Annotated in this window: 31 protein-coding genes; 12 read left to right on the top strand and 19 right to left on the bottom strand. The window is 62.7% G+C overall.

What is annotated here, in order from left to right; genetic code table 11:
* Nucleotides 1–222: 222 nt before the first annotated feature.
* From GGD67_RS21545 to GGD67_RS21555, 3 genes are all read right to left on the bottom strand, one after another.
* A complete protein-coding gene (locus tag GGD67_RS21545) occupies nucleotides 223–1,851 on the bottom strand; it encodes a hypothetical protein (RefSeq protein ID WP_179735694.1) in 1,629 nt (542 codons plus the stop codon).
* A gap of 464 nt (nucleotides 1,852–2,315) precedes the next feature.
* Nucleotides 2,316–2,936 carry an imm11 family protein gene (locus tag GGD67_RS21550; protein WP_018319205.1) on the bottom strand — a complete coding sequence of 207 codons (621 nt, stop codon included), beginning with the start codon at nucleotides 2,934–2,936 and terminating at the stop codon, nucleotides 2,316–2,318.
* A 62-nt stretch (nucleotides 2,937–2,998) separates the two neighbouring features.
* A complete protein-coding gene (locus GGD67_RS21555; RefSeq protein ID WP_179735696.1) occupies nucleotides 2,999–3,775 on the bottom strand; it encodes a DUF4261 domain-containing protein in 777 nt (258 codons plus the stop codon).
* A gap of 170 nt (nucleotides 3,776–3,945) precedes the next feature.
* Between GGD67_RS21555 and GGD67_RS21560 the strand changes: the two genes are divergently transcribed.
* Entirely contained in the window at nucleotides 3,946–4,410 is a 465-nt protein-coding gene (locus tag GGD67_RS21560) for a GNAT family N-acetyltransferase (protein WP_179735697.1), read from the top strand.
* An 83-nt stretch (nucleotides 4,411–4,493) separates the two neighbouring features.
* Here GGD67_RS21560 and GGD67_RS21565 read toward each other — a convergent pair whose 3' ends face one another.
* Both GGD67_RS21565 and GGD67_RS21570 read right to left on the bottom strand, forming a co-directional pair.
* Entirely contained in the window at nucleotides 4,494–4,721 is a 228-nt protein-coding gene (locus GGD67_RS21565) for a hypothetical protein (protein ID WP_026202141.1), read from the bottom strand.
* A gap of 178 nt (nucleotides 4,722–4,899) precedes the next feature.
* Nucleotides 4,900–5,094, bottom strand: a complete 195-nt coding sequence (locus GGD67_RS21570; protein WP_179735699.1) for a hypothetical protein — start codon at nucleotides 5,092–5,094, stop codon at nucleotides 4,900–4,902.
* A gap of 417 nt (nucleotides 5,095–5,511) precedes the next feature.
* On the opposite strand from GGD67_RS21570, the gene GGD67_RS21575 reads away from it, so the two are divergent.
* From GGD67_RS21575 to GGD67_RS21585, 3 genes are all read left to right on the top strand, one after another.
* Complete coding sequence (locus GGD67_RS21575) at nucleotides 5,512–5,727, top strand: dodecin family protein (RefSeq protein ID WP_026202140.1); 216 nt, start codon at nucleotides 5,512–5,514, stop codon at nucleotides 5,725–5,727.
* A gap of 158 nt (nucleotides 5,728–5,885) precedes the next feature.
* Complete coding sequence (locus GGD67_RS21580; protein WP_092261766.1) at nucleotides 5,886–6,197, top strand: hypothetical protein; 312 nt, start codon at nucleotides 5,886–5,888, stop codon at nucleotides 6,195–6,197.
* Between the two features lie 208 nt (nucleotides 6,198–6,405).
* The gene (locus GGD67_RS21585) at nucleotides 6,406–6,624 is read left to right on the top strand and encodes a hypothetical protein (protein ID WP_143109132.1); all 219 of its coding nucleotides are present in this window, start codon (nucleotides 6,406–6,408) and stop codon (nucleotides 6,622–6,624) included.
* Between the two features lie 159 nt (nucleotides 6,625–6,783).
* Here the strand turns inward: GGD67_RS21585 and GGD67_RS21590 are convergent, their stop codons facing one another.
* Complete coding sequence (locus GGD67_RS21590) at nucleotides 6,784–6,954, bottom strand: hypothetical protein (protein ID WP_018319197.1); 171 nt, start codon at nucleotides 6,952–6,954, stop codon at nucleotides 6,784–6,786.
* 330 nt (nucleotides 6,955–7,284) lie between these two features.
* Here GGD67_RS21590 and GGD67_RS21595 point away from each other — a divergent pair, with 330 nt between their 5' ends.
* Together GGD67_RS21595 and GGD67_RS21600 are read left to right on the top strand one after the other, a co-directional pair.
* On the top strand, nucleotides 7,285–7,485 hold the full coding sequence (locus tag GGD67_RS21595; RefSeq protein ID WP_018319196.1) for a hypothetical protein: 201 nt from the start codon (nucleotides 7,285–7,287) through the stop codon (nucleotides 7,483–7,485).
* On the top strand, nucleotides 7,482–7,688 hold the full coding sequence (locus GGD67_RS21600; RefSeq protein ID WP_018319195.1) for a hypothetical protein: 207 nt from the start codon (nucleotides 7,482–7,484) through the stop codon (nucleotides 7,686–7,688). Before GGD67_RS21595 ends, GGD67_RS21600 begins: the two co-directional genes overlap by 4 nt.
* Here the strand turns inward: GGD67_RS21600 and GGD67_RS21605 are convergent.
* The 4 genes from GGD67_RS21605 to GGD67_RS21620 form a co-directional block, all read right to left on the bottom strand.
* On the bottom strand, nucleotides 7,682–7,951 hold the full coding sequence (locus GGD67_RS21605; protein ID WP_179735701.1) for a DUF6894 family protein: 270 nt from the start codon (nucleotides 7,949–7,951) through the stop codon (nucleotides 7,682–7,684). The two genes, GGD67_RS21600 and GGD67_RS21605, sit on opposite strands and share 7 nt — an antisense overlap.
* 140 nt (nucleotides 7,952–8,091) lie before the next feature.
* Nucleotides 8,092–8,340 (bottom strand): hypothetical protein, encoded by a 249-nt coding sequence (locus tag GGD67_RS21610; protein WP_179735703.1) that lies wholly within the window; start codon nucleotides 8,338–8,340, stop codon nucleotides 8,092–8,094.
* A gap of 498 nt (nucleotides 8,341–8,838) precedes the next feature.
* Nucleotides 8,839–9,066: a hypothetical protein gene (locus GGD67_RS21615; protein ID WP_026202139.1), complete on the bottom strand. Its 228-nt coding sequence runs from the start codon at nucleotides 9,064–9,066 to the stop codon at nucleotides 8,839–8,841.
* Nucleotides 9,067–9,405: 339 nt separating this feature from the next.
* Nucleotides 9,406–9,708 (bottom strand): hypothetical protein, encoded by a 303-nt coding sequence (locus tag GGD67_RS21620; RefSeq protein WP_246790846.1) that lies wholly within the window; start codon nucleotides 9,706–9,708, stop codon nucleotides 9,406–9,408.
* A gap of 330 nt (nucleotides 9,709–10,038) precedes the next feature.
* Between GGD67_RS21620 and GGD67_RS21625 the strand changes: the two genes are divergently transcribed.
* From GGD67_RS21625 to GGD67_RS21640, 4 genes are all read left to right on the top strand, one after another.
* Complete coding sequence (locus GGD67_RS21625) at nucleotides 10,039–10,359, top strand: hypothetical protein (RefSeq protein WP_018319188.1); 321 nt, start codon at nucleotides 10,039–10,041, stop codon at nucleotides 10,357–10,359.
* Between the two features lie 25 nt (nucleotides 10,360–10,384).
* Nucleotides 10,385–11,011: a hypothetical protein gene (locus tag GGD67_RS21630; protein WP_018319187.1), complete on the top strand. Its 627-nt coding sequence runs from the start codon at nucleotides 10,385–10,387 to the stop codon at nucleotides 11,009–11,011.
* Nucleotides 11,012–11,579: 568 nt separating this feature from the next.
* Nucleotides 11,580–11,765, top strand: a complete 186-nt coding sequence (locus GGD67_RS21635) for a hypothetical protein (protein WP_020508701.1) — start codon at nucleotides 11,580–11,582, stop codon at nucleotides 11,763–11,765.
* Between the two features lie 243 nt (nucleotides 11,766–12,008).
* Nucleotides 12,009–13,301: an NRAMP family divalent metal transporter gene (locus tag GGD67_RS21640; protein WP_179735705.1), complete on the top strand. Its 1,293-nt coding sequence runs from the start codon at nucleotides 12,009–12,011 to the stop codon at nucleotides 13,299–13,301.
* Between the two features lie 55 nt (nucleotides 13,302–13,356).
* Here the strand turns inward: GGD67_RS21640 and GGD67_RS21645 are convergent, their stop codons facing one another.
* From GGD67_RS21645 to rocF, 7 genes are all read right to left on the bottom strand, one after another.
* Nucleotides 13,357–13,641, bottom strand: coding sequence for a hypothetical protein (locus GGD67_RS21645; protein ID WP_018319184.1), 285 nt, complete (start codon nucleotides 13,639–13,641; stop codon nucleotides 13,357–13,359).
* A gap of 266 nt (nucleotides 13,642–13,907) precedes the next feature.
* Nucleotides 13,908–14,420: a PRC-barrel domain-containing protein gene (locus tag GGD67_RS21650; RefSeq protein WP_018319183.1), complete on the bottom strand. Its 513-nt coding sequence runs from the start codon at nucleotides 14,418–14,420 to the stop codon at nucleotides 13,908–13,910.
* A gap of 242 nt (nucleotides 14,421–14,662) precedes the next feature.
* The gene (locus GGD67_RS21655) at nucleotides 14,663–14,818 is read right to left on the bottom strand and encodes a hypothetical protein (protein WP_179735708.1); all 156 of its coding nucleotides are present in this window, start codon (nucleotides 14,816–14,818) and stop codon (nucleotides 14,663–14,665) included.
* On the bottom strand, nucleotides 14,815–15,237 hold the full coding sequence (locus tag GGD67_RS21660) for a hypothetical protein (protein WP_179735710.1): 423 nt from the start codon (nucleotides 15,235–15,237) through the stop codon (nucleotides 14,815–14,817). The genes GGD67_RS21655 and GGD67_RS21660 overlap by 4 nt, the downstream gene beginning before the upstream one ends.
* Before the next feature lie 90 nt (nucleotides 15,238–15,327).
* Entirely contained in the window at nucleotides 15,328–15,672 is a 345-nt protein-coding gene (locus tag GGD67_RS21665; RefSeq protein WP_018319180.1) for a DUF1236 domain-containing protein, read from the bottom strand.
* A 139-nt stretch (nucleotides 15,673–15,811) separates the two neighbouring features.
* Nucleotides 15,812–16,150: a hypothetical protein gene (locus GGD67_RS21670; protein WP_179735712.1), complete on the bottom strand. Its 339-nt coding sequence runs from the start codon at nucleotides 16,148–16,150 to the stop codon at nucleotides 15,812–15,814.
* A gap of 304 nt (nucleotides 16,151–16,454) precedes the next feature.
* Nucleotides 16,455–17,432 (bottom strand): arginase, encoded by a 978-nt coding sequence (gene rocF, locus GGD67_RS21675; RefSeq protein WP_179735714.1) that lies wholly within the window; start codon nucleotides 17,430–17,432, stop codon nucleotides 16,455–16,457.
* A 261-nt stretch (nucleotides 17,433–17,693) separates the two neighbouring features.
* On the opposite strand from rocF, the gene GGD67_RS21680 reads away from it, so the two are divergent.
* The gene (locus tag GGD67_RS21680) at nucleotides 17,694–17,954 is read left to right on the top strand and encodes a hypothetical protein (RefSeq protein WP_018319177.1); all 261 of its coding nucleotides are present in this window, start codon (nucleotides 17,694–17,696) and stop codon (nucleotides 17,952–17,954) included.
* Nucleotides 17,955–17,970: 16 nt separating this feature from the next.
* Here the strand turns inward: GGD67_RS21680 and GGD67_RS21685 are convergent, their stop codons facing one another.
* Both GGD67_RS21685 and GGD67_RS21690 read right to left on the bottom strand, forming a co-directional pair.
* Complete coding sequence (locus GGD67_RS21685) at nucleotides 17,971–20,712, bottom strand: EAL domain-containing protein (protein ID WP_179735717.1); 2,742 nt, start codon at nucleotides 20,710–20,712, stop codon at nucleotides 17,971–17,973.
* A 58-nt stretch (nucleotides 20,713–20,770) separates the two neighbouring features.
* Nucleotides 20,771–21,976, bottom strand: a complete 1,206-nt coding sequence (locus GGD67_RS21690; RefSeq protein ID WP_179735719.1) for a FecR domain-containing protein — start codon at nucleotides 21,974–21,976, stop codon at nucleotides 20,771–20,773.
* 132 nt (nucleotides 21,977–22,108) lie between these two features.
* Here GGD67_RS21690 and GGD67_RS21695 point away from each other — a divergent pair, with 132 nt between their 5' ends.
* A complete protein-coding gene (locus GGD67_RS21695) occupies nucleotides 22,109–23,905 on the top strand; it encodes a ShlB/FhaC/HecB family hemolysin secretion/activation protein (RefSeq protein WP_179735721.1) in 1,797 nt (598 codons plus the stop codon).
* The last annotated feature ends 73 nt before the right edge of the window (nucleotides 23,906–23,978 follow it).

The raw sequence follows: 23,978 nt of genomic DNA on the forward strand, positions 1-23,978 counted from the left end.
AATGCTCTAGCCGACTAGAAGATTTCCGCTTGGCCCTCATAAACAGACATTCTTTTTATGAATACACGGCCTACGGCACGGAACGTCTCAGCGATAAGAAAGTCCGCGGCACCCCGCAGGCTCGATCCGAACTCTTCCGATGATGCTATTCTGCGGGTGTTTTTGCCCGACGTGTCAAACGAACGATCCGACGGCATACTCACCGCTCCGCAACCTCAACCTCTACTCTGGTCGAAGCAACGGCCGTATCCACCGCGAAAACCACTCCTCAGCGTCACTATGCGGATTGCCTGGACCGTCCACTCCGAAGATCGGGGGTGGAATGACGTAGCTCGGCTCGTCGGCGAAGAGACCGATCGGCTTGCTGGGTTGCGGTTGCGCGCTGCCAGTGGTCGCCGCGGTCCAGTTGCCGAACCGCTCGTTGAATTCCGTGGAAGGCAGCAGATACGGGACCGGCGCACTGCCGGACGTGAACACGCTGCCCGCGTTGGACTCATTGACGCGGGCGAGGCGCCGAACGTTTTCGGGCGCGACCGATCCGCCTGCAGGAGCGTCTGGTAATCTATCCACGTTTGCCGGCTTGGCAGGTACAGTGCCGCCTGGCGTGCCGGCCCAGCTGCCAAAGCGATCTGCAAAAGTGGTAGCGCGAGTCTCTGGATCGATCGAGGAAGCTCCGCCCACCTGCCGCCCAAATGTCGATGAAGCCGAAGAGCCGCGGCCACTGGCCGCGCTGTCGACGTTGAGTCCATTGCCGATGATGTTGAGCGGCGGCGCTCCTGTCGAGAACACTCCTCCGCTGGGAGCGGCGGCGCCTGTCATCGTGCCGGAACTGCTTTCCCCCGCAGTGGCAGCGCGCGTTAGCGCCAAGGCGCCCCCTATGGCAAGCAGCCAAGCGGGAATGGAGGGAGCCGCTATGCCGACAGCCGCCGCTCCAGCCAACCAAGGAAGCGCATTGTGCGCCACGGACGTGCCGCCGGCCAATGGGTTCTCGTAGAAGGGATGCGGCGTTCCGCTAGCCAGATCGTATTTAAAGATGAAGGGATCCTGAGGGACCGCCGTGGTGGGAGGTAGTTGTTCAAAACCTTGAGGATTGATCACCGGAAATCCTGGTACTCCCAACGTGGGAAGCGGATTACTTGGCGTAAATCCTTCCGGTCGATTCAGACCTTCTGTTGAAGGCGGGATAAAGCCGGGCAGTCGTACGTCGGCCGCGGGGGCGGCAAAGCCAGGCAGATGAGGGACAGGCCCAACAGGGGAGAAATGCTGCGAAATCCCTGAACTGGAGCCATATCTCTTCAAGAGCTCGATCTTGTCGGCGAGACTGAGGCCGCCGTCCGGCAAGAGGATGGGCGCACGCAGGGCGCCGTCCCATTGGCCAGCCGCATGGAGTTGGTCGACAGTGTCCTGCATCTGCTGAATGCTGTCCTGATTGTCTTTGGCATATGTCCTCCGGTTTGCGTACCAGTCTTCATTATTCTTGTTCGCTTCCTCCTGTGTCCTTCCCGAAGGTGTATTGGCAAGTAGATGCCCCCTTGCAAGCGCGTGCTTGGCCGCCGCGAGAAAGCCACTCATCTCGGCGTCCAGCTGATCAAGAGCAGCAGTGTCGCCTTCCTGAGCGGCAACAAAGGATGGGTGCTCCTGGAGTTCACCAAGAAACTTGCAAAATACTTTCCTGTAACTGCCGAGATGGCCGCCCGTATGAGGGCTTGATCCCAGCCCTTGAGCTGCTTTTTGATTTGATGGCAGGCTCATCAAATTCTTGATGCCATCGAGCCTGAAACGATCACCCAAGACCTTGAGTGTGACGTGGCCGGCAAGCTCCTGTAGCAAGATGTGATGGGTTTGTAACATGCTACCCTCTGGCATTGCGCCAATGCAATCATCAGCGGCGCGCCGAAACCTTCGGTGCCCGCATGCGAGGAGAAAAATTGAATCGCGAGGTTTGCCCGCGTGCCTGTGTGTTCTGACGGGCGAAGCGGCAGCTAGCGGCCAATGGCGACGCCGTGAATGACGACGGTCCGCTCAATGCAATTGCCTGAAGTAGGCCTCTGCAACGACGTGGGCTAACAATGCCTAGCTGCTACGGAAACGAGCCAATAAAAAAGGCTCGCGAAATAGCGCGAGCCGACTTCTCTAGACCATACTACTCTGCCGGTGTTTTGCCCGACGTGTCAACGAACAGGCCACGACAACAGACCCGCAAATTATCCTGCACCATCGGACGATGAGCCGCAGACGAACCCGAGTCTCTCGCCTTTTTGGTCGGCGATCTTCTCCAAGTAGGACTTCAATATCGGCAGCCGCGGCACATCAGGTCAATACTTCGTCGCATCGGTGAATCCAATGCCCCTGATCCCCGCTTCCTTGCACGCATCCTTCAGGACTTGGTCGCAGACGACCATGGGATAAAAGGCGAGCCTGAAAATATGAGCCGCCCCGACGCTATCCTCTTTGAAGACAAGACTGCTTCTTCTACTCAGATTGTAAACCTTACGATCGGGCGTGCGATACTCGATCTCAAGAACCGATTTTGCTTCGTCGACAGCATCGAGAACCCTGACAATATCACAAAGCCAATAAGCTGGCGCCGCACGGCCATCCCGGTATTGGGTCTCGCATCTGACAAAACGAACTCCCTCCAGATCCAATGTTTCGAGAAGGCTCTTCATCCGGTCGGAAACGAGCCGGTAGTCATGAAAGAGCTCCCAGTCCGCGGGAGCGCGACCGAGAGACTTGTCGATGACAAGTCGCGGCGTTTCAGGGAAAGACACGAAGCCCCGCTCCCGCGGCGGAATGAGAACCAGGCGTCCGCCTGTGAGAGTTGCGAGATTGTCCATCTCCCATCCCGGCGCCGTGTGAAACCCGCCGAGGCCGACGACATAAAACTTTCGATTCTTTGCCTTGGCCCGGCGCCTCTTTGGTAGGGAATCGACCATCAATCTTCACTCATTTACGAAGGTTATTTCGTATTCCGTGGCAGTGTTCCGATGCCGCCCATCTAAACAGAATCGTCCACACAGTAAAACACCGGCAGTCCGCCAAACGCATCGGAGTTCTTGTGACGAACCTGGATACGCTCGCTCGCGCTTGCCCCGATCGTGTCACCGTCCTTCACCACGCTGCCATGCTCGATCAGATAGACGGCAAGCCCAACCACCTTGTCGAACAACGCCGAAAGCGTGAGCTTGCCGGTCACGAACTCGATCTCACGCCCGACGAAGGCGGACAGTCCCATCGTGACCGCGGCGATCTTCGCGCCTGTCCGGAACGGAAGAATGTCGACCCATAGCCTAAAGGGGTAATCAGGATACGGTGCGAATGAATCGCGGGACATCTCGCACCAGAGATCGGCAGGCCGCGCGACCCGGCCCGCCCAGACCACGCCGCAGCACTCAGGCATCGTCGCAATCAACGCACCGATGACTGCGGTCGTGATGCGCGCGGCGACCAGCGGCTGTTCGCTCTTACCGAGCATCGATACGATCATATGACCTCGATGCCGGGCGGCCACCGCCTTGCTCTCCGGCCACGTCGTCGCAGCGCGTGCCCACAGTCCCTGATCGTCCGGGATGGGTGCCGGCATCGACATCACGGCGACAAGCTCGTTGCCGCAACGAATGAGCGGCGAGTTTGCTCGAGCCTGCGGTGCACGCCCGTCGTCCATCGTCTCCGTTGCCAACTCCGGATGTCGGGCGTGAAGGACCTCTGCAACCGCTGACATGTCCGGCGTCACCGGATTATCCAATAAGACCAAAGCGAGAAGGGAGCTACTCATCGACGACCCGCGGAAATTGGGGACGAGACGCGATCCGCTGCGCCGCTCGCCCAACAGTTGAAGTATTTCGACTACTTAGAACAAAACGGGAACATTGTCAACCAGCCTTTGTTTGCGTCATATTGTGCGGGCGCAATCCGAGTGTCGGCACAGCTCCCAAACGGTCCCCCATGTTCTCAATCCACCCCGACGATCTCACCTCCGAACCGACCCGCCGCCTGCTCGCGCTTCATCTCGCCGGCATGCATGCGAGCTCGCCGCCGGGCCATGTGTTCGCGCTCGACCTGTCGGGGCTGCAGGTGCCCGGGGTCACCGTGTGGTCGGTGCGCGAGGGCGATGACGTCGTCGGCATCGGCGCGCTGAAGGAGCTGGGCGATGGCGGCGCCGAGGTGAAGTCGATGCGGACCCACCCCGATCATCTGCGCCGCGGCGTCGCGGCGCTGCTGCTGGACCACATCGTGCGCGAGGCGAAGGCGCGCGGGCTGACCCGGCTGAGCCTGGAGACCGGAAGCGGCCCGGCATTCGAGCCGGCGCTGGCGCTGTACCACAAGCGCGGCTTCGTCAACGGCGAGGCGTTCGCCGATTACCAGGCGAGCGCCTTCAACCAATTCCTGCACCTTGCGCTTCGCGCCTGAGCCGGCGCGCGGACGCCATGACGAGACACGGCTCCAGCAGATTGGCGCGGCCACATAACGGGCGACGCCCGAGACATTTCAACTCAGATGGCAGCTCCGGCCAGCAAGAAAGTGCCGCCAAGTGCGACCATCACAAGTCCAGGCCAGTTCGATTTGATGCCGAAGCCGCCACCCGGTCTTTCAGGCTCCAGCGTGTCACGCCCGGAGCGAAGCCACCTTCCACCGCTGAATCGGCCTCGCCAGATGGGCTGAAACGCCATCTGGAGTATGCCGCCGAAAACAAGCAGCACACCAAGCCATATGAGGGTCATGCTCACCTCCTCTACCCGTGAACGCCGATAGTGCTGCACCGGAAACCTGGTCCATTCAGCGTCTATCGGTGGCTCTCGGAATCAGACCGACCTCGAAAGCCGCCGGACGCACCAGCGCGCCGCGCGCAGGCTGGGGATCGCACTCACCGAAGCTCAAGGCTATCTCCAAGCATCCCGCTTAGTCTTCGTCCGGCTCGCGCACGACCGGCGATTCGTCGGTTTGGTTCTCCTCCTCGTCTTGCTCTTCGTCCTCATCGTCTTCGTCGTCATCTTCTTCGTCGTCGTCAGGATCTCGAGGCGGCATCGTGTTGCTCATAACCGCGAAGACATGCCAGTCGATCCTGGCAGGAACCAGTTCGGGGCGTAGGGTCATGTTGTTGCTCCTCGGATGTGAGCCCTGGGCACTTTACCCCTTTTTCGGCGAGGCAGGTGACCGAGATGGTTCGCGTGCGAGCCAGAGCTTCCTTCCAGAGCTTCCTTCCAGAGCTTCCTTGGGGCCATCTTTCTCGCGCTCGGCACGAGCCATAGCCGTTTTGTCTGGGCGTGAGCTTGCGCGCCAACAGGATCGTGCTGCCTTCCGGTCCGGGGCAGACTGAAAAGAGACAGCCAATCGGACGCATTTCCGTCGATCCGCCATGAGCGGACACGATGGCGTCGGTCCGGCAGTTCATTCGGAGCCAAGAGCCGCCCTTCCCCCAGCAGTTTGTCCCTTCTCGGCTCCGTCCGAAACGGTATCAGCGTCGAGATCCTGATGCTAGATTTCCTGGGTCATACCGAACAGGAGGACGACATGGCTGATAGCGTCTACAAGGTCATAGAACTGGTCGGTACCAGCAGCGACTCGTGGGAGAAGGCGGCCGCCAATGCGGTCGAGCAAGCAGCGAAATCTCTCCGGGATCTTCGCGTTGCAGAGGTCATCAAGCTCGACATGCAACTGGATGAGAACGGAAAAGTTGAGGCCTATCGCGCCAAGCTCAACGTGTCGTTCAAGTTCGAGGGCTCCTAGCCTCGGCACCTCGGCCCCCACTTGCGGGGCGAGGATGGCTGATTGGAAAGGCGCGTTGCGCGGGCCCAACGGTCGGTGTGACCCATCCGGAGGAGGCCCTAGTCCAACCAGGGCCGATGTGCTTTGATGCGTGGGGGCGTGTAGCGCGTGGTGGCCCCATGTACATGGTCATTCGCAAGTACGCCAAGGTTCGTTCGGTCGCGGACGCTGCTCGCCGCGCCAGGAGCGGCGTCGGCGAGATCCTAAGGCAATCGCACGGATTCAAATCTTACTATGTGCTGGATGCGGGCGACGGTGTTGGTATCGCTGTGATGATATTTGACGACTGCGAAAGCGCCAATGCAGCGAATGCCAAGATACTCGCGTTTGTTCAGGCAAGTCTGCCTGACCTCGATCTTGGAGTTCCCGAAATCACGACCGGCGAGGTTTTGGTGCACATGGAGCCCAATGGGTCTTCGGGCATAAAGTAGCCGCAAGCGCCGCCAGTTGCGTGGGAGCGCCGCCCTTTTGCTGATGTCGTCGAATTTCGACCCCTTCGCGTTGTAGCGAACGGAATGCGTCTCATTCATCCGCCCATGGTCATCGCACAGGGTGATCCCATGGGCGGTCCAACCGCATACCGTCCGATCAAGTGCGCTACCTGGTTTTGTAGCAGAATGGCCGCAGGAGAAGCCGATCATGACTGACGATCAGGTCAATCTCGTCGTTCAGCACCTTTGCGAGCAATTGCACCTTGCGCTCCGATTGAAGAACAGCGAGGCACATCCACCAAATGCCAAGGATATTGGATTTGATGCTGCCTCTGTCAGAACCGTATTGCTGACCGGGTTGCGTTCGGCGGATGTCACGATCCGCCACGAGGCAGCCGGGGCGAGCGAAGAGCCGCCGTGGTCCTGAACGCAAAACGCGGGACAGAAGCTCAGCGCCAATGTCTCAGTCGGGTCATTCGCGACGGGACCAGACCGACAGCAAGTCCGGCGATGTCCATTGTGCCGCCGGAAGCGGAAGTAAATTCAGAGCAGGCATCAGTGGCCGGATTCGACAAGCACCCACGCGTCAGCCGGTATCCGCGTCCGGCTCCTGCTTTTTCGGTGGCGCCTCTGTTGTCTTGCGTCCCAGAAACGTATCGGGCGGCGACTGGTTCAGCAGTTCGCGGGCCTCGCGCAAAAGCTGTCGCATGTATTCTGCCTGCTCATGATCGGCAGGCAACGGCCGATAAACCCGCATCGGTATGCTCCTTCGCTTTGCAGGCGGGAGCACGCTGGGTCTCTCAGCCACCGACGCCTACGGACAAATCCTTGGCCGGTGATGTCTTGCAAACGACCAGAGGTCGCTTTGGTTCAAAAGTGAACTTAGCTCTCGTGTCGCACTCAAGATGAGTAAGTGGCTCAAAGGACTGAACTTGCACCCGAAAATTTAATTTGCGGACATACCAAATGATACAGACTCGGCGCCGCCGGCGGCGTAGCGTTAATTCATCACCGCAAGGCTCGTGGCATTTATCGGTGATGAGAACGCCAGTTTGCGCTCCCGCCTCCGCGAACAGGGAGATGCGCCATGCTGACGCGGCGTCGTTTCAAACAGACCAGGACTCTCAGCGAAAGACTCGCCGACGAAGCCACGCGCTGTCGCGAGGAAGCGCGCGCGCTCGCGCCGGGGCGCCGCCGGGAGATGCTGCTGCGCCGGGCGCGGCAGGACGAAACGGCCATGCAGATCGAGGCCTGGCTGCGCTCCCCCGGCTTGAGGGCACCGACATGATGCAGCAATATCGCGCTTACCTCGTCGGCGAGAACGGGGTCTTCCGCTCCGCCGAAGCGTTCGAGGCTCCGTCGGATTCCTCCGCTCTCAGCTTCGCACGACAGTACACCCGTCATGGCAAGGTCGAGGTGTGGCAGCTCGGCCGGAAGATCGCCGTGCTGGATCCCGAGCCGTCGCCGCCGGACGCGTTGACGCGTCAATGATCGCGTGATGGCGATCGCGAGGTCGGAGTCTCGATCTCGAACCAGAATGTCAGCTGCATGACGGGACCGCTGGCGTCGCGAACGTCGATCGCCATCGTCTGCCGGCCGCCCGTGGGCGGCGCGGAAAGAACGGCATCGCGTGCCATGTCGGCAAGCGACTTGGCGGCCTCGGCCCGAACGGCGCGCGGGCTGGCCAATTCCAGCCCTTCCTCGTCGAGCGCAATTCCCTGCTGGTCGCGAAGGTCGAAGTAATAACGCGGCATCGTTGCATCCTTTGCCCTAATAGGCCCGGGACGGGCAAAGGTTTCCAAATGCGACGAAAAATTCGCTTGGGATCAACGGGTTCCGGGAACGCCGCCGAGGTCATCCGGCAGGACGGGACTTTGCCTGGCTGCGCAGCCCCCTATTCCTCCGCAAGCTTGTGCTCGATATAGGCATCCACCGTCTCGGCGAACGAGCGCTGCACGCCGACCGCCACATCGTGCTGGTCCAGTGCGTCGCGCTGGAGCACGCGCAGGCCGCGCCCGCGGGCTCTGAGCGGCGCCGTGTTCAGATACTGATCGATGGCACCTTTGGCGAGCGGGATGGCCTTGGGATCGCCCCTGGCGATCAGGAGCCTGAGCAGGCTCTGGCATTCGGCCAAACCTGGCATGGGTTCAGCCTCTCACCTTTGCTGCGATTTCGGCTTCGGCCGCTGCACCGGCTGGGTGTGGGTGCCGAACAGCGCCAGCAGGAACGCGACTTCTTCCTTCGAACCGATCTGGATCATGACTGTCTCTCCTCTTCGCTCCGTTGGTCGGGACGAGCGGGCGCGGAGTTCAGGACGATCTGGTTTCAGCAATGTTTCAGCCGTGTTTCGTCGGACGGGGGCTCGGGGTGCCGCCTGCTTGTGTACAGAATTGAACATGGTCACCGCGAGGTCGTCTGCGCGGCAAGCGGACGAGGCGTCACATACAATAAGCCCGCGCGGATCGCTCCACGCGGGCTTTTGCTTGACGCTTGCGTAACCTCACTTCGCAAGGGGTCGTGGGCGCGCAGGCACCCTCGGCATCCATTCTCAGTGCATGTGGCCAATCAGATAAACGCCGCCACCGATCACGATCACGGCCGGGACGGCCCAAAGCAAAAGTACAGGCATCTGTCCTTCTCCTCAGTTCGACGTGCAGACCTTGACGGTCTTCATGCCGGCCTCGGCTTCAGTCCTGGTCTTGTACACGGTGTCACCGCTGACGACGGTCGTTTCCGTGCTCGTCGGCTTCGATTCGGCGATCGTGCACTTCTTGGTCTTGACGTCCTGCACCACGTAGAACGACTGCGCGAATGCGGGAGCCGCAAATGACGTCAACACGGCAGCGGCAATGATGGTCTTGATGTTCATCGTGTCCTCCTCCAGCAGTCCGGTCATCCGGACCTGTCTTCTTCAAACATACGAAATTACCACTTGTTCCCGATCTCACCTGAACCAAGTCCCCGCTGCCTGCGTTGACGCGGAAACTGGAGGCTTCGATGCTGGATGTGAGACTTGTCACGACCTCGCTGGCGATGCTGATTGCACTCTTGTCCGTGGCTCTGGCCGAACCTGCCAGGGATCAAGCCCGGCCTGCTGGTCAAGGCTCCACTGAGGCTCGTCCGATCCGCGTCATCCTTCCCGCACCTTGGGAGCCCGCCAGGACGCAAGCCGACGCACAATCGTCGAAGTGAGGCGGCCGCCGTTCAATCACATACGGGCCTTCGAACCAGCCGTTTTCACGGGCTTGCGCCTCTGAATCACAAGCCGCAAGGCGATGCCGTGCTGCCAGGCACGCACTCTCACCGCCGCTTCGCTTCGATTGAGCTCGCTTGCAATCTCGTCCGGCCGCCGGCCTGCTTCGGCCAATGCCTTCAATCGCTCGTGGTCTTGCGCCGTCCATTTCTTCAGCAGCGGGTAGTCAGATTGCATGATGGGAGCCGTCTCGATTTCCCGGCGACAATGGGCCGGAGCAGTTGAAGTTCCGAAGGCGAAAAACCAGTTAAGCCGCATGGGAGCGACCCCAGGCACCTCCGGGGCTGGACGTGGGGAGCGAAAATGCCGGGGCCGCCAGCGCGCCAACTCAACGCGCGCGCTCCGGCCATCATCCGCCCCTCACGCCTTCGTGCCGTATCAGTTGATGCGGCGGCTGAAATAAATCTGCCAACGGCATCCGCACGGCGCGCATAAACGGGACAAACTGGCAGACGTTCCTAATCTGGTTCGATGCACACGCACATTTCGCGCGAGACAGGCTGCGGCACTCGGCATCTGCAAACGGAAGCAACCAATTCGAATCTCACTTGTTGTCGCCGGCACTTTCACCTGCTGGAGGACAAAAAAATGCGACGTCTTACTCTACTTGCCACGACCATGCTGCTGCTCGGAGCGGTGCCCGCCAGCGCGCAATCGCAGCCTGCCCAGAGTGGGCCGGGCAACAACGCCGTCAACAGCTCGGACCAGAACAACTCGAACAAGCCGGTCGCCGGCCGCAACAGCTTCACCGAGGGGCAGGCCAAATCGCGGATCGAGGATGCCGGTTATTCCAACGTCTCCGGCCTGCACAAGGACAACGAAGGCGTCTGGCGCGGCAAGGCCGACAAGGCCGGCAGCAAGAGCGACGTCAGCGTCGACTTCCAGGGCAACGTGAACCCCACCAAGTAACAAGCAATCACGAGGAGACCGAACAATGACAGTCACCATCTCACGTCTTTACGACAATTACTCCGATGCCGAACGTGCCGTGACCCGGCTCGAAGGCGCCGGCGTGCCGCATTCCGATATCAGCATCGTCGCCAACAATTCGGACAATTGGTACGGCTCGCGGTCCGGCAAGGTCGACCGCGATCGCGACGGCGTCGACGATCGCGCTGAAGGCGCCGGGACCGGAGCCGGCATCGGCGCCGGCCTCGGCGGCGCAGCCGGCCTGCTCGCCGGGCTCGGCCTGCTGGCAATCCCCGGCCTCGGGCCGGTCGTCGCGGCAGGGTGGCTAGCCTCGACCGCTGTCGGCGCGGCTGCCGGCGCGGCCACGGGCGGCATCGTCGGCGCCCTGACGCAGGCCGGCGTCTCCAGGGAAGATGCCTCGCGCTATGCCGAGGGCATTCGCCGCGGCGGCACGCTGGTGTCCGCAAGGGTGCCCGACCAGGACCGCTCACGCCTCGATGCGCTTCTCCACGATAAGTCCGTGAACCTTCAGGATCGCAGCGCGGCCTGGCAGAAAGCCGGCTGGACCGACTTCGATGCCGCAAGCCCGCCCCTGTCTCCCGAGGACATCGGCCGCGAGCGCGAACTCTACGGTGTGGGTACGCGGCGATAGGCCAGCCCAGAAGGCCCCGCGGTGCGGGGCCTTTTTTTCCTTTCGAGAGCCGATCCTCATATCGATGCCACGCATCAAGTCGGGCAGTAGCAATCGCGAGACATTTCCTGCCATTCAACCGCTTCAGTCGGCGGTTGTTCAGGCGCTTCACCGTGTGGGCCCGCCCCAGTTCTCTTCATCACCCGCTCGGCTATAAGCACTCGCATGCGCAATTCTTCCAGTTCAGCGAGTTGTAGAATGAGCACTTCAACTCGTTCATGAAGAAGTGCGACATCGTGTGCGCAGACAAAGGAATGCATTGTCGGTCCCCACGTTTTCGGTATTTCAGGATTTGGCCCAGCGCTGGACCGGGAAATTCTGGCAATTCCGGCGGGGGCGCGCACTTACATTCAGCAAGGTGCACCGCACTAACGAAGGCCTGTTCCTGCTCCGGAACAAGGCGATCCGTCCGCTTTCCGACATTTGACTCAAATGCAACCTACCGAATTCGGCAGGATGCAATCTCTTCGCGCCATGCTGGGACATGTGCTTGCGCGAATGCAATCGGGAAAGCGTCGGAGAGATTGCCATGTACTACGTCGCCGCTGCATTGCTGGTGCTGTCGGGACTGTTCTACTCCGCGAGCCATCACGAGATCGGCTCGTTCGGCGTCACCATGTGCAGCTATGGCGGCGCGTTCTGCGATAACCCGCTGATCGTCTTTTCCGGCGCGGCGCTGGCCGCCGCCTGGGGCATGTTCGTCAGCGTCAAGTAGCGCGGCCGACGACCTTCATCCCCAACGCTCAAAGTCCCGCCGCCGACACAAGCGGCCTCGCGGACTAACTTGCGAGAATCTGGGCTGCGGGAATTTTTGCGATGATGGCAATCTACACCTGTTTTGCCCGACAGTCAAGTCGACTTAGCATTATCAGAAATCGATAGGACGCCGGCGCGGCGAGGAACTTTCGTTTCCCGATTAGCATTTGCATAAAAGCACCCGCCCGACGAGGTCCCGTTCATGAGCGACAGCGCTCTCACGCCGACGAAATCCGCGCCGTCGCTGCTGCAAAGGCTGGGGCCGGGCCTCATCACCGGAGCTGCCGACGACGATCCTTCAGGCATCGCCACTTATTCGCAAGCCGGCGCGCAATTCGGCTACGGGCTGCTGTGGACGGTGTTTCTGACCACGCCGTTCATGATCGCCATCCAGCTCGTCAGCGCGCAGATCGGCCGCGTCACCGGCAAGGGGCTCGCCGCCAACGTCATGCAGATCGCGCCGCGCTGGGCGGTGCTGGCGCTGGTCGCCATGCTCGTCGCCGCCAACACGTTCAACATCGCCGCCGACATCGCCGCGATGGCCGAGGCGCTTTCGCTGGTCATCGGCGGCCTCAACCACGAGCACGCGCTGATCTTCGCGGCGGGCTCGACCCTGCTCCAGGTCTTCCTGCCTTATCGCCGCTATTCCCCGGTGCTGAAATTCCTCACCTTGGCGCTGTTCGCTTATGTCGCCACCGCCTTCACCGTCGAGATCCCGTGGAGCACGGCGCTGCTCGCCGCGGTGTGGCCGAAGGTCAATGTCAGCGCCGACTATTTTCTGATGGTCGTCGCCGTGCTCGGCACCACCATCAGCCCCTATCTGTTCTTCTGGCAGGCCTCGCAGGAGGTCGAGGAGATGAACCAGGGCAAGCGCGACAAGCCGCTTCGCGACGTCAAGCGTGGCGCCGGCCCGGAGCTCGCGCGCATCAGGGCCGACACCATCTCCGGCATGCTGCTGTCCAACGGCATCGCCTTCTTCATCATCCTCACCACCGCATCGGTCCTGCACGCCAACGGCATTACCAGCATCGGTTCGGCGACGGAGGCGGCCGAAGCGCTGCGGCCGCTCGCCGGCGACTTCACCTTCGCGCTGTTCGCGCTCGGCATCATCGGCACCGGCCTGCTCGCCATCCCTGTGCTGGCGGGCTCGGCCGCTTACGGCGTCGCAGAGATCTTCGGCTGGCGCGCCACGCTGGAGGCCAAGCCCGATGAGGCGGTCGGCTTCTACACCATCATCGCCGCGGCAACGCTCATCGGCTTCGGCCTCGGCTTCACCGGCATCGACTCCATCCACATGCTGGTGTGGAGCGCGGTGCTCAACGGCATCGTCGCCGTGCCAATCATGGCGATGATGATGCTGATCGTCTCGAGCCGCGCGATCATGGGCCGCTTCAGGGCCCGGTCATGGCTGATCGCGCTGGGCTGGCTCGGCACCGCGCTGATGGCGCTGGCCGTGCTCGCTCTGCTCGGCTCGTCGGTGATCGGTCGAGGCTAGAGCGGCGACAACGCCACCGAGATCTGCGAGGCGGCTCCACTCATCGTGAGCGAAGTTACGGCGTCACGGGGTTGACGGTCGGCGACGTCTTGGGCCCCGGCCGCGACGGCTCGATCGGCGATTTCGGTTTGGTCGGGAGTACCGCAGCACCAGCCGCCCGCGCCGCTTCTCCCGTGGTCGCATACATCGCAATATGGGCCGGCTGGGTCTTGGCGCGGCTCCAGGGGCCGTGATCGACAATCAGCATTGCCGCAATCGTCACGCCAGCCACGATCAGCGCGATCACACCGGGATGGCGGAGGGCGGCAGAGATGGAGCTCGCGAAACGAGTATTTGTCATCGAAAGATCCGCTGTTGTCCTCATGCAGGGTTAATTCAATGGCGCCCCTCCCGGTTCCCCCGCCCCCTTGGGGACGGGCGGTTCCACCCTGCAGAGGCCACGATCCTGCGGTCGGGAAATCGACCCGGCCCGGCACCGCATTGCCGAACCGAGTGAATAGCTTCACGCGGCTGAGTGTGAAGCGCCGCTGCAAGCGGCTCCGATGTGGGTCGGCATGAAAAGGGCCTCCAAATGGAGGCCCTCGATCTCGATAACGTTTCGTCCTGTCAGTTGTAGTCCGAATATTTGAACTGCGGGAGTGCCTTCAGCTGCTCCTTGTTTCCGCTCATGACGGCGTGATCGGGGACCCAATCATTGGTGTTGCGGGTCGTGGCGCTGGTCGAAGCCGCGCCGGTCGTCGTCTCGCGCGGGGTGGTCGAAGTGCTGGTCGAGCTGGTCCGGACCGGCTCTTCCACGAACTTCAGTTTGTCCATCGAAACGGCGATATCGTGCTCGCCCATTCCCAGGAAGCCGCCGATGCCGATCACCACTGCGTTGATCTTGCCGCTCTTGTCGACGAGCAGTTCGTTGATGTCGCCGAGCTTCTCGTTGGCTTCGTTATAGACGTTCAGGCCCATGAGCTTCGAGGCGCGCCAATTGTCCTTGAGCATCATCTTATCGGCCGGCTGTGCGGTAGCAGCCGGAGCCGCTCGATCAGCCGGCGGAGTGGATTGCGCGAACGCAGCGCCGCCGATCAGAGCGCTGCTGATCAGAGCTGCGGCGAAAGTGGTTTTCATCATCGTCTCCTCCAGTGAGTCAGCATCCAGATGGATGCCTGGCCGCCAACGCCTGGATATTCCACTTGTTCCCGGTTGGGCACTCAGGGAGCGGAGCCGCAAGCCCGGCGATCCGATCTAGCTCCCGAATATGATGCGCAAGGCGATCACGATGACTGCCGAGACGAGAAAGGAAATCGCCAGCAGCGTCCAACTCGGCCTTGTGCTTCCGCGGGCAACGCGGGCAACGAGCATCTTCATGTCCGTCAACATTCGTCCTTGGGAAGCCGGTGCAGGTAGGCTATCCCGAAGCTGGCGAGTTCTTCGGCATCGCTTTCGCGCTCGTCCATCTGCAAAAAAAGACCGCGCTCCGAACGAGCGCGGCCTTTTCCTTTATGACACTTGCGATCTTTTCCGCTCACCACCATCCGCCGGAAAACGGGTCGTGCCGCTCGAAGGCAAGCCGTCGCTCGGGTGACCTTTTCGATGATTTGGCCGAGCGCTTCGGATGCGTACGGGCCTCTGCGGAGACGCGCGGAGCCGATTCTTTCTTGGTCTGACCGGACGGTGCTGCAGGCATGGCGGCCATGGCTTCACGCATGTGCTGCCGCGGTTCTTCAGGAATCGGATCGGCCTGCGCGATCTCAGGCACATCGGCGCGCAGACGCGTATCGAATACGATCTTCTCCGGTAGTCTTCTTGCCGACGTGATTCGGATGATGGTTCTGTCAGGATCTGCCGTCGCTGCAGGCTCGCCGGGAGCCGGCAAGTACCGGTCGGCAGCGAACAGCAAGGTCACCAGGAGCCCGCCGACGCAGACGAAGTATCGAATGATCGGCATGACGGCCGCTCGCAAACAAGGGTGAGGTATTCGGGGGGGGCCGGACAGGAAGGGGGCGGGCCGCCGGCTCAGCGACCCGCCACCCGGGACTTAGTCGATCTCTTGGACGACCGTGCGCGTCGACGGATCGACCAGCATCACGCGTTCGCCCGAGTAGACGTAACGGTACCTGGTGAGCGAGGGCCCCCAATCGGCGGGCACGGCCTCAAGCTCGACCTCGCGCGGCACCGGCTGGCCGACCACGATTTTCTCTCGGGTCTGCACCGGACGTACCTTGTGTTCGGTGACATAGGTACGGATCTTCGTCCGGTATTCCGGCTCGATCTGCACAGCGGCCGCATGGCCGGTGCCGGTGGTGGTGACGACCGTCGACTGCGCCAGCGCGCCGGTCGAGATCAGCGCAGCAGCCGCGCACGTCAACATCAGCTTCTTCATGGGTATCTCCTCACCGCAGGATGCGGCGCTGCGAAAACCCGCGAATTGGTGACAAGGTTCCAAGATTTTGCCACTTTTTCCCGATGCGACCTCGCGGGACCGAATTTGGCCGAACGCAATCGGGCTCGCGCCGCGTTCGCTAAGGTCGCACCGCCGGCTGCGGCGGCGCAGCGGGTTGCTGCGAAGGTGCGGCGGGCGGCTTGGGCTGCTCCGCCGGCGCAACAGAATCTCCTCCGCCGTGTGGCACACAGGTGCCTACGTTGCTCAGCAGTCTTTTCGCCTCGAGATCGCGGGCTTTCCTGTAGTCGCTACGCCGGTCGATTCTTGCTGCGGCCACACGGTCCCAGGCATCGAACGCATCGGCGTAGTGCTGTCGCATTTGCGCCTCGGCGGACAGGCAGTCACTGAACTTGTCGAATACGAGATCGGTATTGACGGGGGCGACGCCACCCACGAGGACCACAAGCATCCATTTCATGGTGTCCGCCTACGTTCGCGCCCGCGCATCGGGAACGGTGTTATGTCGGCAAAGTTCCGGCCGGGTCACCAGCCGATCTCTCTGACAAAACATACCGATGCGCCCCGAAGGAGAGAGAACTGCGTGCACCATCGATATCCAATCTGCCGGAGCAGAAAAAGGCCTCAGCTCGCGGGGATATCGGGGGCGTTCGAGCTGAGGCCATACGGGGTCGCCCTTGGGGAAGGGCACCGGGAAAACTTGGCAATCGAGGGAATGTTCCGGCCCAATTTTGAAGGCGCGAGGTCCGCGGCAAGAAGCTCGATCACTCGCCTGGAGCGATCGCGTTGCTCGGCGTCGGCCGGTCGGTGATCTGCTGGCCGAACAGGCTGCCGATCAGCTCGACGGCCGTGCGCGCCGTCCGGCCACGTTCATCCAGGAACGGATTGAGCTCGACGATGTCGGCCGATCCGACCACGCCGGAATCGTGCAACAGCTCCATGATCAGGTGTGCCTCGCGATAGGTCGCTCCACCCGGCACAGTGGTGCCGACGCCCGGCGCCACGCACGGATCGAGGAAATCGACATCGAAGCTGACATGCAGCACGCCGTTGTTCGCCTTGACCCGCTCGATGACGCGCCGGATCAAGACGGCGACGCCGAACTCGTCGATCTGACGCATGTCGACGACCCTGATCCGGCGCGCGCGCATCAATTCGTTCTCGAGCTTGTCGATCGAGCGCGCACCGAACAAATCGAGCCTGTCGGGGGTAATCGAAGCGCGCGGATCGTCGCCGAGCAGGCCGTCAAGGCCGGGCTCACCACACAGGAACGCGGCCGACATGCCGTGCATGTTCGCAGTGATCGTCGTTTGCGGCGTGTTGTAGTCGGCATGGGCATCGAGCCAGAGCACGAACAGCTCGCGTCCCCGCTCCTGCCAATGACGCGCCATGGCATTGACCGATCCCATGGACAGCGTGTGATCGCCGCCGAGAAAGATCGGCAGCGCGCCGGTCTTCGCAATCTCATAGCCTTTGCGGCTCAGAACGCGCGTCCAGCGCTGGATCTCGCGGTAGTGATTGGCGCTTTCCGGCGGCCTGTCGGTGAGGTCCCCGACTTCGGCCACGGAAAGATCGCCGTAGTCGACGACCTCGAAATCCAGACTTTCGAGCACTGTCGCAAGGCCTGCGGTGCGCAGCGCTGCGGGGCCCATCAAGGTGCCGCGCTGCGAAGCCCCCATGTCGATGGGAGCGCCGAGCAAGGCGATGTGCCGGCCTCGATCCGTCATGGTCCGATCGGTCACGGCTGTCTCCTGACATCAGCAAGCCACCGCCAGCCTAACAGAGATTCGCACCCGTCGTTTCCCGGGGAAGATCCGCCGTGGTCGTCCTATCGTCCGGAACAAAATCCCGCGCGCTGAATTGCCCATCCAAGGCCGGCACCCGCCGTAAACCACGGCGCCTGTCGCGGATAGCCAAAGGTCATCAAGACCCGCTGTTCAGAACGAGCGCTCGCGCGGATAGCCAAAGGTGCCGGCCCATCGTCAGGTCTGGAGGTCGCGCACTTGAGCACGGAGATACCGCAATCCACCTCGCAACCCGGCATGGCCGAACGTGCCATCGATACCGCGGCGGACGTCTCCCGCACGGTGGGTGAAGTCGCCGGAGGCCTGCACGCAGCGGTCGATCGTCTCACCTCTGCAATCGAGCAAGCACGAAAGCCCGGCGGGGCGCTCGCGACGGTCGCAGCGATCACGCGCGAGGCGCCGCTTGCGAGCCTGTTCGTCGCTTTCCTCTTCGGGGTCGCGGTCGCGCGGCGGCGATAGAACGAAGCCGCCCTGCTCAGGCAGCGCTGACCGCGTCGAGCTCGGCCGCCAGGAATTGCTTTTCAAACGCCTCGGCCGGCATCGGGCGGCCGAAGAAATAGCCCTGCCCTTCCGCGCATCCCATGCTGACCAGGAAGTCGGCCGTCGCGCGGTTCTCGATGCCTTCAGCCACGACCGTGAGGCCGAGCTGCTTGCTGAGGCCGATGGTCGAGCCGACGATCGCGGCATCGTCGGAATCGGCGAGCAGATCGAGCACGAACGAGCGGTCGATCTTGAGTCCGTCGAGCGGAAACTTCTTCAGATAGCTGAGGCTCGCATAACCGGTGCCGAAATCGTCGAACAGGACGCGCACCCCGAGCTCCTGAATTCGCTTGAACATGTCGAGCACGCGGCGTTCGTCATGGATCAGGATGTCTTCGGTCACCTCGATTTCGAGCAGTGACGGGGTAAGCCCCGTCGCTTCGAGCAACGCCGCGACCGAATGCGCGAGATCGCCGGAGTGAAGCTGCGAGGGCGACAGGTTGATCGCGACGCGCACGCCGTTGCCGGACAGCTCCCAGGCGCGCGCCTGACGGCAGGCGGTCTCCATCACCCAGTTCGCGATCCGCTCTGACAGTGCGGAAGTGTTGACCACCGGCATGAACTCTCCGGGCGAGACGTAGCCGCGCACGGGATGCCGCCAACGGATAAGCGCTTCGGCCCCGACAAGGCTGCCGTCGATCAGACGGACCTGGGGCTGGTAGAACAGCTCGAACTCGCCGCGATCCGCAGCAAGCGCCAACGCGCTCTCCAGCGTCAGCCGGTTCTCCAGCTCCTGCCTGATCGCAGCCTCAAAGATCACATGGCTGCCGCGCCGCGTCATCTTTGCCTTGCTCAACGCCAGATGAGCATTGCTGAGAAGTTCATCGGCACCCTGTCCGCCTTCGCCATAGACCGCGACGCCGATGCTGATCCTGACACGATGCTGGCGCGTACCCGTCGCGAGCGGCGTTTCGAATGCACGCGCGATCCGCTCGGCGAACTTCGCGACCGGCTCACCGCCATCCGCGGCTTCGCGCGCAATGGCGAATTCATCTCCGCCGAGCCGGGCGACGATCGCCCCATCTCCGGCCCGGCCCTCCAGACGAATGGCGACCGCCTGCAGCACCAGATCTCCCGCCGAATGCCCCAGCGTGTCGTTGATGCCCTGGAAGCCGTCGAGCCCGATGACGAGCAACGCGACTTCGCGAGGCCGTCGCTCCGCATCCGCGACCATGCCGGCCAGGCCGGCATGCAGCGTGTTGCGATTGGCAAGGCCGGTCAGTGCATCATGTTCGGCGAGATATTTGACGCGTTCGGCTTCGCGCTTGCGGACCGAGATGTCACGCAGGATCGCGCCGTACTGAAAACCCTCCGTTCCCTGCCAGCCCGAGAAGCTCGCCTCGACAGCGAAGGTTTCACCATTCTTGCGCCGGCCCTCGAACTCGACGACGACCGCTCCGCCCGGAACCAGCAGCGCCTGGCGCGCGGCGTCATGCATGGACGGCCTTGCATGGCCGTCCGCCGGCACGGCGCACAGCGTTTCGAACGGACGGCCGATCATCTCCGCCGGCGCGTAGCCGAAGATCGCGCTGGCGCCGGGATTCCAGACCGTGATCCGGTGATCCTCGTCGGTGCAGACGAGACCGTCACCGAGCGACATCGCGATGCGGTGAAAGCGGCTCTCGGCGATGCGCCCCAAGAGACTACGGAAATCGATTTCGTCCAACGCAATCGCAGCCAGATAGGCGACGATCGCGATGTGGAATAGCGATGTGTCGATGACGAAGGGCCATCTTGCCTGCACGAGGGCCGCGACCAGCTCGATAGCAGCCCCGGAGGCGATCAGGACTGCGACGCGAATTCCTGGTGCGAAGCGGCGCCACGAATACATCATCAGCAGGCAGATCAGACCCAGGCCCAGGATCATGCCGATATCGGATGTCCAGTGCAGCATCCGGCTCTGGAGGATCGATTCTGCCGCAAGCGCCTGCAGGACCGGCCCCGAGACGAGCTTGCTGTTGGGAACGCTGAACCGGTCGCCGAGCTCGAGCGCGGTGGCGCCGACGATGATCTTCTTGCCTCTCACCTTGTCGAGAGCCGCAGTATCGCCGCGCAGCACGTCGGCATAGGAGATGCTCGGAATGGAGGCCGCACGAATGCTGAAGTCGATCAGGAAGGGCGGCCGCCGGTTGGCGTCCTGCCCGGCCAACACCACGGCCATCGACGGCATCAAGGCATCGCCGAGCTTCTCGCCGAACGGATAGCGGCGAACGAGTCCGTCGGATTCGACAGCGACGTTGACGACGGCCGGCCACGACTGGTTGCTGAACGGCTTCAGGGGACGATTGACGTGGGCCGCGCCACCATTCGGCGTCGGCTGCTTGAAGGATGGCAGGATCGTCGAGCCGCCGGCCTCGCGAAGGGCGTGGACGAAGGCCTCGTCGGAAGCCGGATCCGAGGGTGCGCTGAAATCGACGTCGAACGCGATGTCCCCCGCGCCCGCCGCCTCGAGCCTGCGCAACAGCTCGGCGTGGAGCCGGCGCGGCCACGGCCACACCCCGATCTGATCGATGGACGGTGCGTCGATGGCCACCACGACGACATTGCCGCTGGCCGCACGCGATTGCCAGCTGAACCGCAGATCGGTGAGCGCGTTGCGAAGCGCACCATGCCATCCCGTGGACAGCACGATCGCAAGCGCGATCACGACGAGAATATGCGGCCGATAGCGTTTCAATCCACCCTCCTGCGCACCCGCTTCTGCAGGTACGCCCCTCATCCCCTAGGAAATCGCTTTAATGTCTGTTGTGGCCACGGCCATTGCTGCCGTTGCCGGCGCCATTCCCATTCCCGTTACCGTCGTTGCCCCAGCCATTGCCGGTGGCGCCGCTGTTGCCGTTGCCGGCGCCATTGCCGTTGTTGCCATTGCCGGAATTGCCGTTGCTGTCGGCGTTTCCGTTGTTGGCGGCAGCTGCCGCTATCGCGGCGCCTGGGTTCGACGAGCTGCTGCCAGCCGTTGCGGCACCGCTTGTCGTCGCCGCAGTCTGGACGGCGCTGTTGGACGCTGCCGTGCTGGTCTTGCTGTCGCTCCAGACCGTCTCGGCACCCGTGCTGGCGTTGGCGTTGCGCACCTGTCCAGGTGCCACTGCGCCGTGGGCGAGCCCATTCGTGACCTTGTGGACATTGAGTTTGACCTCGCCGAGCGAGCTCGAGATGCGCACGACGGCGGCCTTGGAGACATGACCTCCAGCCGCCTGATGCGATGCCTTCGGCGCGCCAGCCGCCTTGGTCCCCTTGTCGATCGGACCGAGCGCATGGATCGCATGGCCACTCGCGGCATTGCGCGGCGCCGACAGGCCCGATTTCGGGACGGGGACACGCTCGATCGTCGAGGCGCGCGGCTTGCCATGCTCGATAGGATTGAACGTCCCCGCGCCGCTCAAGCTGAGACCGGGCTTGCCGTGCTCAAACACGGTGGCCGCTTGTCCCGGCATGACCTGGGCAATCTGTCCCGTCTTGAAGTCGGAGACTTCGACCTGGCCGCGAAGCACGCCGACCTTGGTGCTATCAGCTCCCACGGTGACGCTGAACTGCGTTCCCTTGACCACGGCGGCGAGATAGGGCGTCTCGACCTCGAAATGCTTGACGTTGCGCTTCTCGACCTCGAGCAGGATCGATCCCGCCCGCTGGATGATGGTGGTCGTGAGCCCCTCCTTCTTCTCCGACGGCAAGCCGACCACGGAGTTGGGAGAGATCAGAATGGTTTCCTCGCCGCGGACGAGCAGCACCCGGCCGTTGCGTCCGGTGCGGATGGTATTGCCAGGCTTGAGCGTCTCTTCCCGGTTCAGCGACACCGGTTGCGCGCCCTCGGTCGCGATCCACACCTCACCGGTGGCCTTGCTGACCGACCAGACGCCATCCTCCGCGGCGAACGCACCGGAAGCCGTTCCAAGGGTCAGCGCCGCCACGAAGGCACACCGCATTCCAATTCTGCCAAGCATGACGATCCTCAGTCCGCGTTACGCGCGGGCCCTGAGGGGTAATCCGAAATCACTCAAGAGAGGCTTAGCGGGAAGCGGCCAGTGCAGTGGCAGCATTAACCAATCATTGACCATAAAAAACTATGAAAAATCATGCGGATAACGAACCCTTACCGCCCCACCGCAAAGTCTCCGTCAAACTACGGAGGCAGATTCGCGACGTGCGTCGAGCTGCGGCATCTCATTACCGCATTGGCAGTGCTGGTACCGATCTTTGCGGGAATTTCCCAGGGGTTCGCACAACAGGCGAACCAGCCCGGTTTCGATCCGCGCCAGCCCGAGAAATATTTCGATAACCAAAGCGAGCGGGAATCGCTGAGCCGGCCTCCGGTCCAGCTTCCGAGCGTCGGACAGCCGAACACCGGCGGGGATACGAAGCCGCAATTCGTGCTGCGCGGCGTCAATGTCAGCGGCGCCCAGGCCGTCTCCCAAGATCGCATCGCCGCGGTCTATCAGCCTTATCTCGGCAAGCAGGTTTCGCAGGCGGATCTCGCCGCGATCGCCGGCGCGATCAGCGATCTCTACCGCGCCGACGGCTTCCATCTGAGCCGGGCCATCGTCCCGCCGCAGGACGTTGCCGGCGGCCGCGTCCGGATCCAGGTGATCGAAGGCGCCATCGTGCAGGCGGAGCTGAAAGGCGACGGCGCCGAGCAATTCGGCGTAAGGCCGATGCTCGGACCGATTCTGGCTGAGCAGCCGTCGCGCCTCCCCACCCTCGAACGTCAGCTCTTCCTCATCAACGGCAGGCCGGGCGTCCGGATCACCGATACTGCGCTGGAGGAGATCGGTGGCGCGACCGGCCACTTCCGTCTCACAGTCTATTTGAAGACCTGGCACGTCTTCTCCTCGTTCGGCCTGGACAATCTCGGATCATCCTCGGTCGGCCCGTGGCAGACCTACGCGACCGGCGCGTTCAACTCCTACCTCACGCCCGGCGACACGCTGGCGGTCAACCTGTCGACCATTGCCAACGACCCACGCCAGCTCGGCTTTGCGCGGCTGTCCTATGACGCGCCCGTCGGCGTCGACGGCGTGCGCCTCGGCGCTTCCGTCCTGTACAGCGCGGTTCGGCCGGGCGATGCCCGCCGCCTCGACAGCGACATCACCACGACCGAGGCGTTCGAGGTGCGGGCCAGCATCGTCCCGCTCCAGTCGCAATCCTCCACGCTCACGCTGACCGCGGCGACGACGTTCAGCAACGTGTCCGAGCACGACCTCTACGGCCCCTGGTACAATGACCATATCAGGACCGCGAGCCTGACCGCCGACTACCGGCTGCAGGATCGCTTCGGCGGCACCAATCTTGCGACGCTGACCTACCGCCAGGGCCTCGACATCTTCGGCGCCTCGCATTTCGACGACGCCCTGTTGTCGCGCGACGGCGCATCCTCGAACTTTTCGGTGCTGAACCTCTGGTTCACGCGCTACCAGACGCTCAATGATGCCTGGTCGCTCAAGCTCTCCGCAGCGAGCCAGACGGCATCGCGGCCGCTGTTCACCTCGCAGCAATTCTATCTCGGCGGTGCGGCCTTCGGCCGGGGCTATGGCGCAGCCGAGATCAGCGGCGACAACGGTCTTGCCGGCTCGCTCGAACTGCGCTTCGACCAGAAGCTCAACTTCCGCTACTGGACCGGCTATCAGCTCTATGCCTTTGGCGACGCTGGCGCAGTCTGGAACGACGGTTACCGCCTGAGCGACGGCCTGTCGCTCACCTCGGCCGGCGCCGGTGTGCGCTTCTTCCTGCCGGACGATCTCCAGGCCGATCTCGGCGTGGCCGTGCCCCTGAGCTACCGGGCGCCGGACAACGAGCGCCGCAGCCCGCGCTTCCTGTTGACCCTATCGAGCGCGTTCCGGCTCTGCCCCGAACGCGGCAAGTCTGGCTGTCTCTAGCCGCCCGGTCGTTCGCGCGGTAAGCCGGCGTGCAGCCCTTTTTGCGGCCTTGTTCACAGACTTGCCTAAATTT

This window comes from Bradyrhizobium sp. IAR9, from assembly GCF_013408065.1.
Classification (GTDB): domain Bacteria; phylum Pseudomonadota; class Alphaproteobacteria; order Rhizobiales; family Xanthobacteraceae; genus Bradyrhizobium.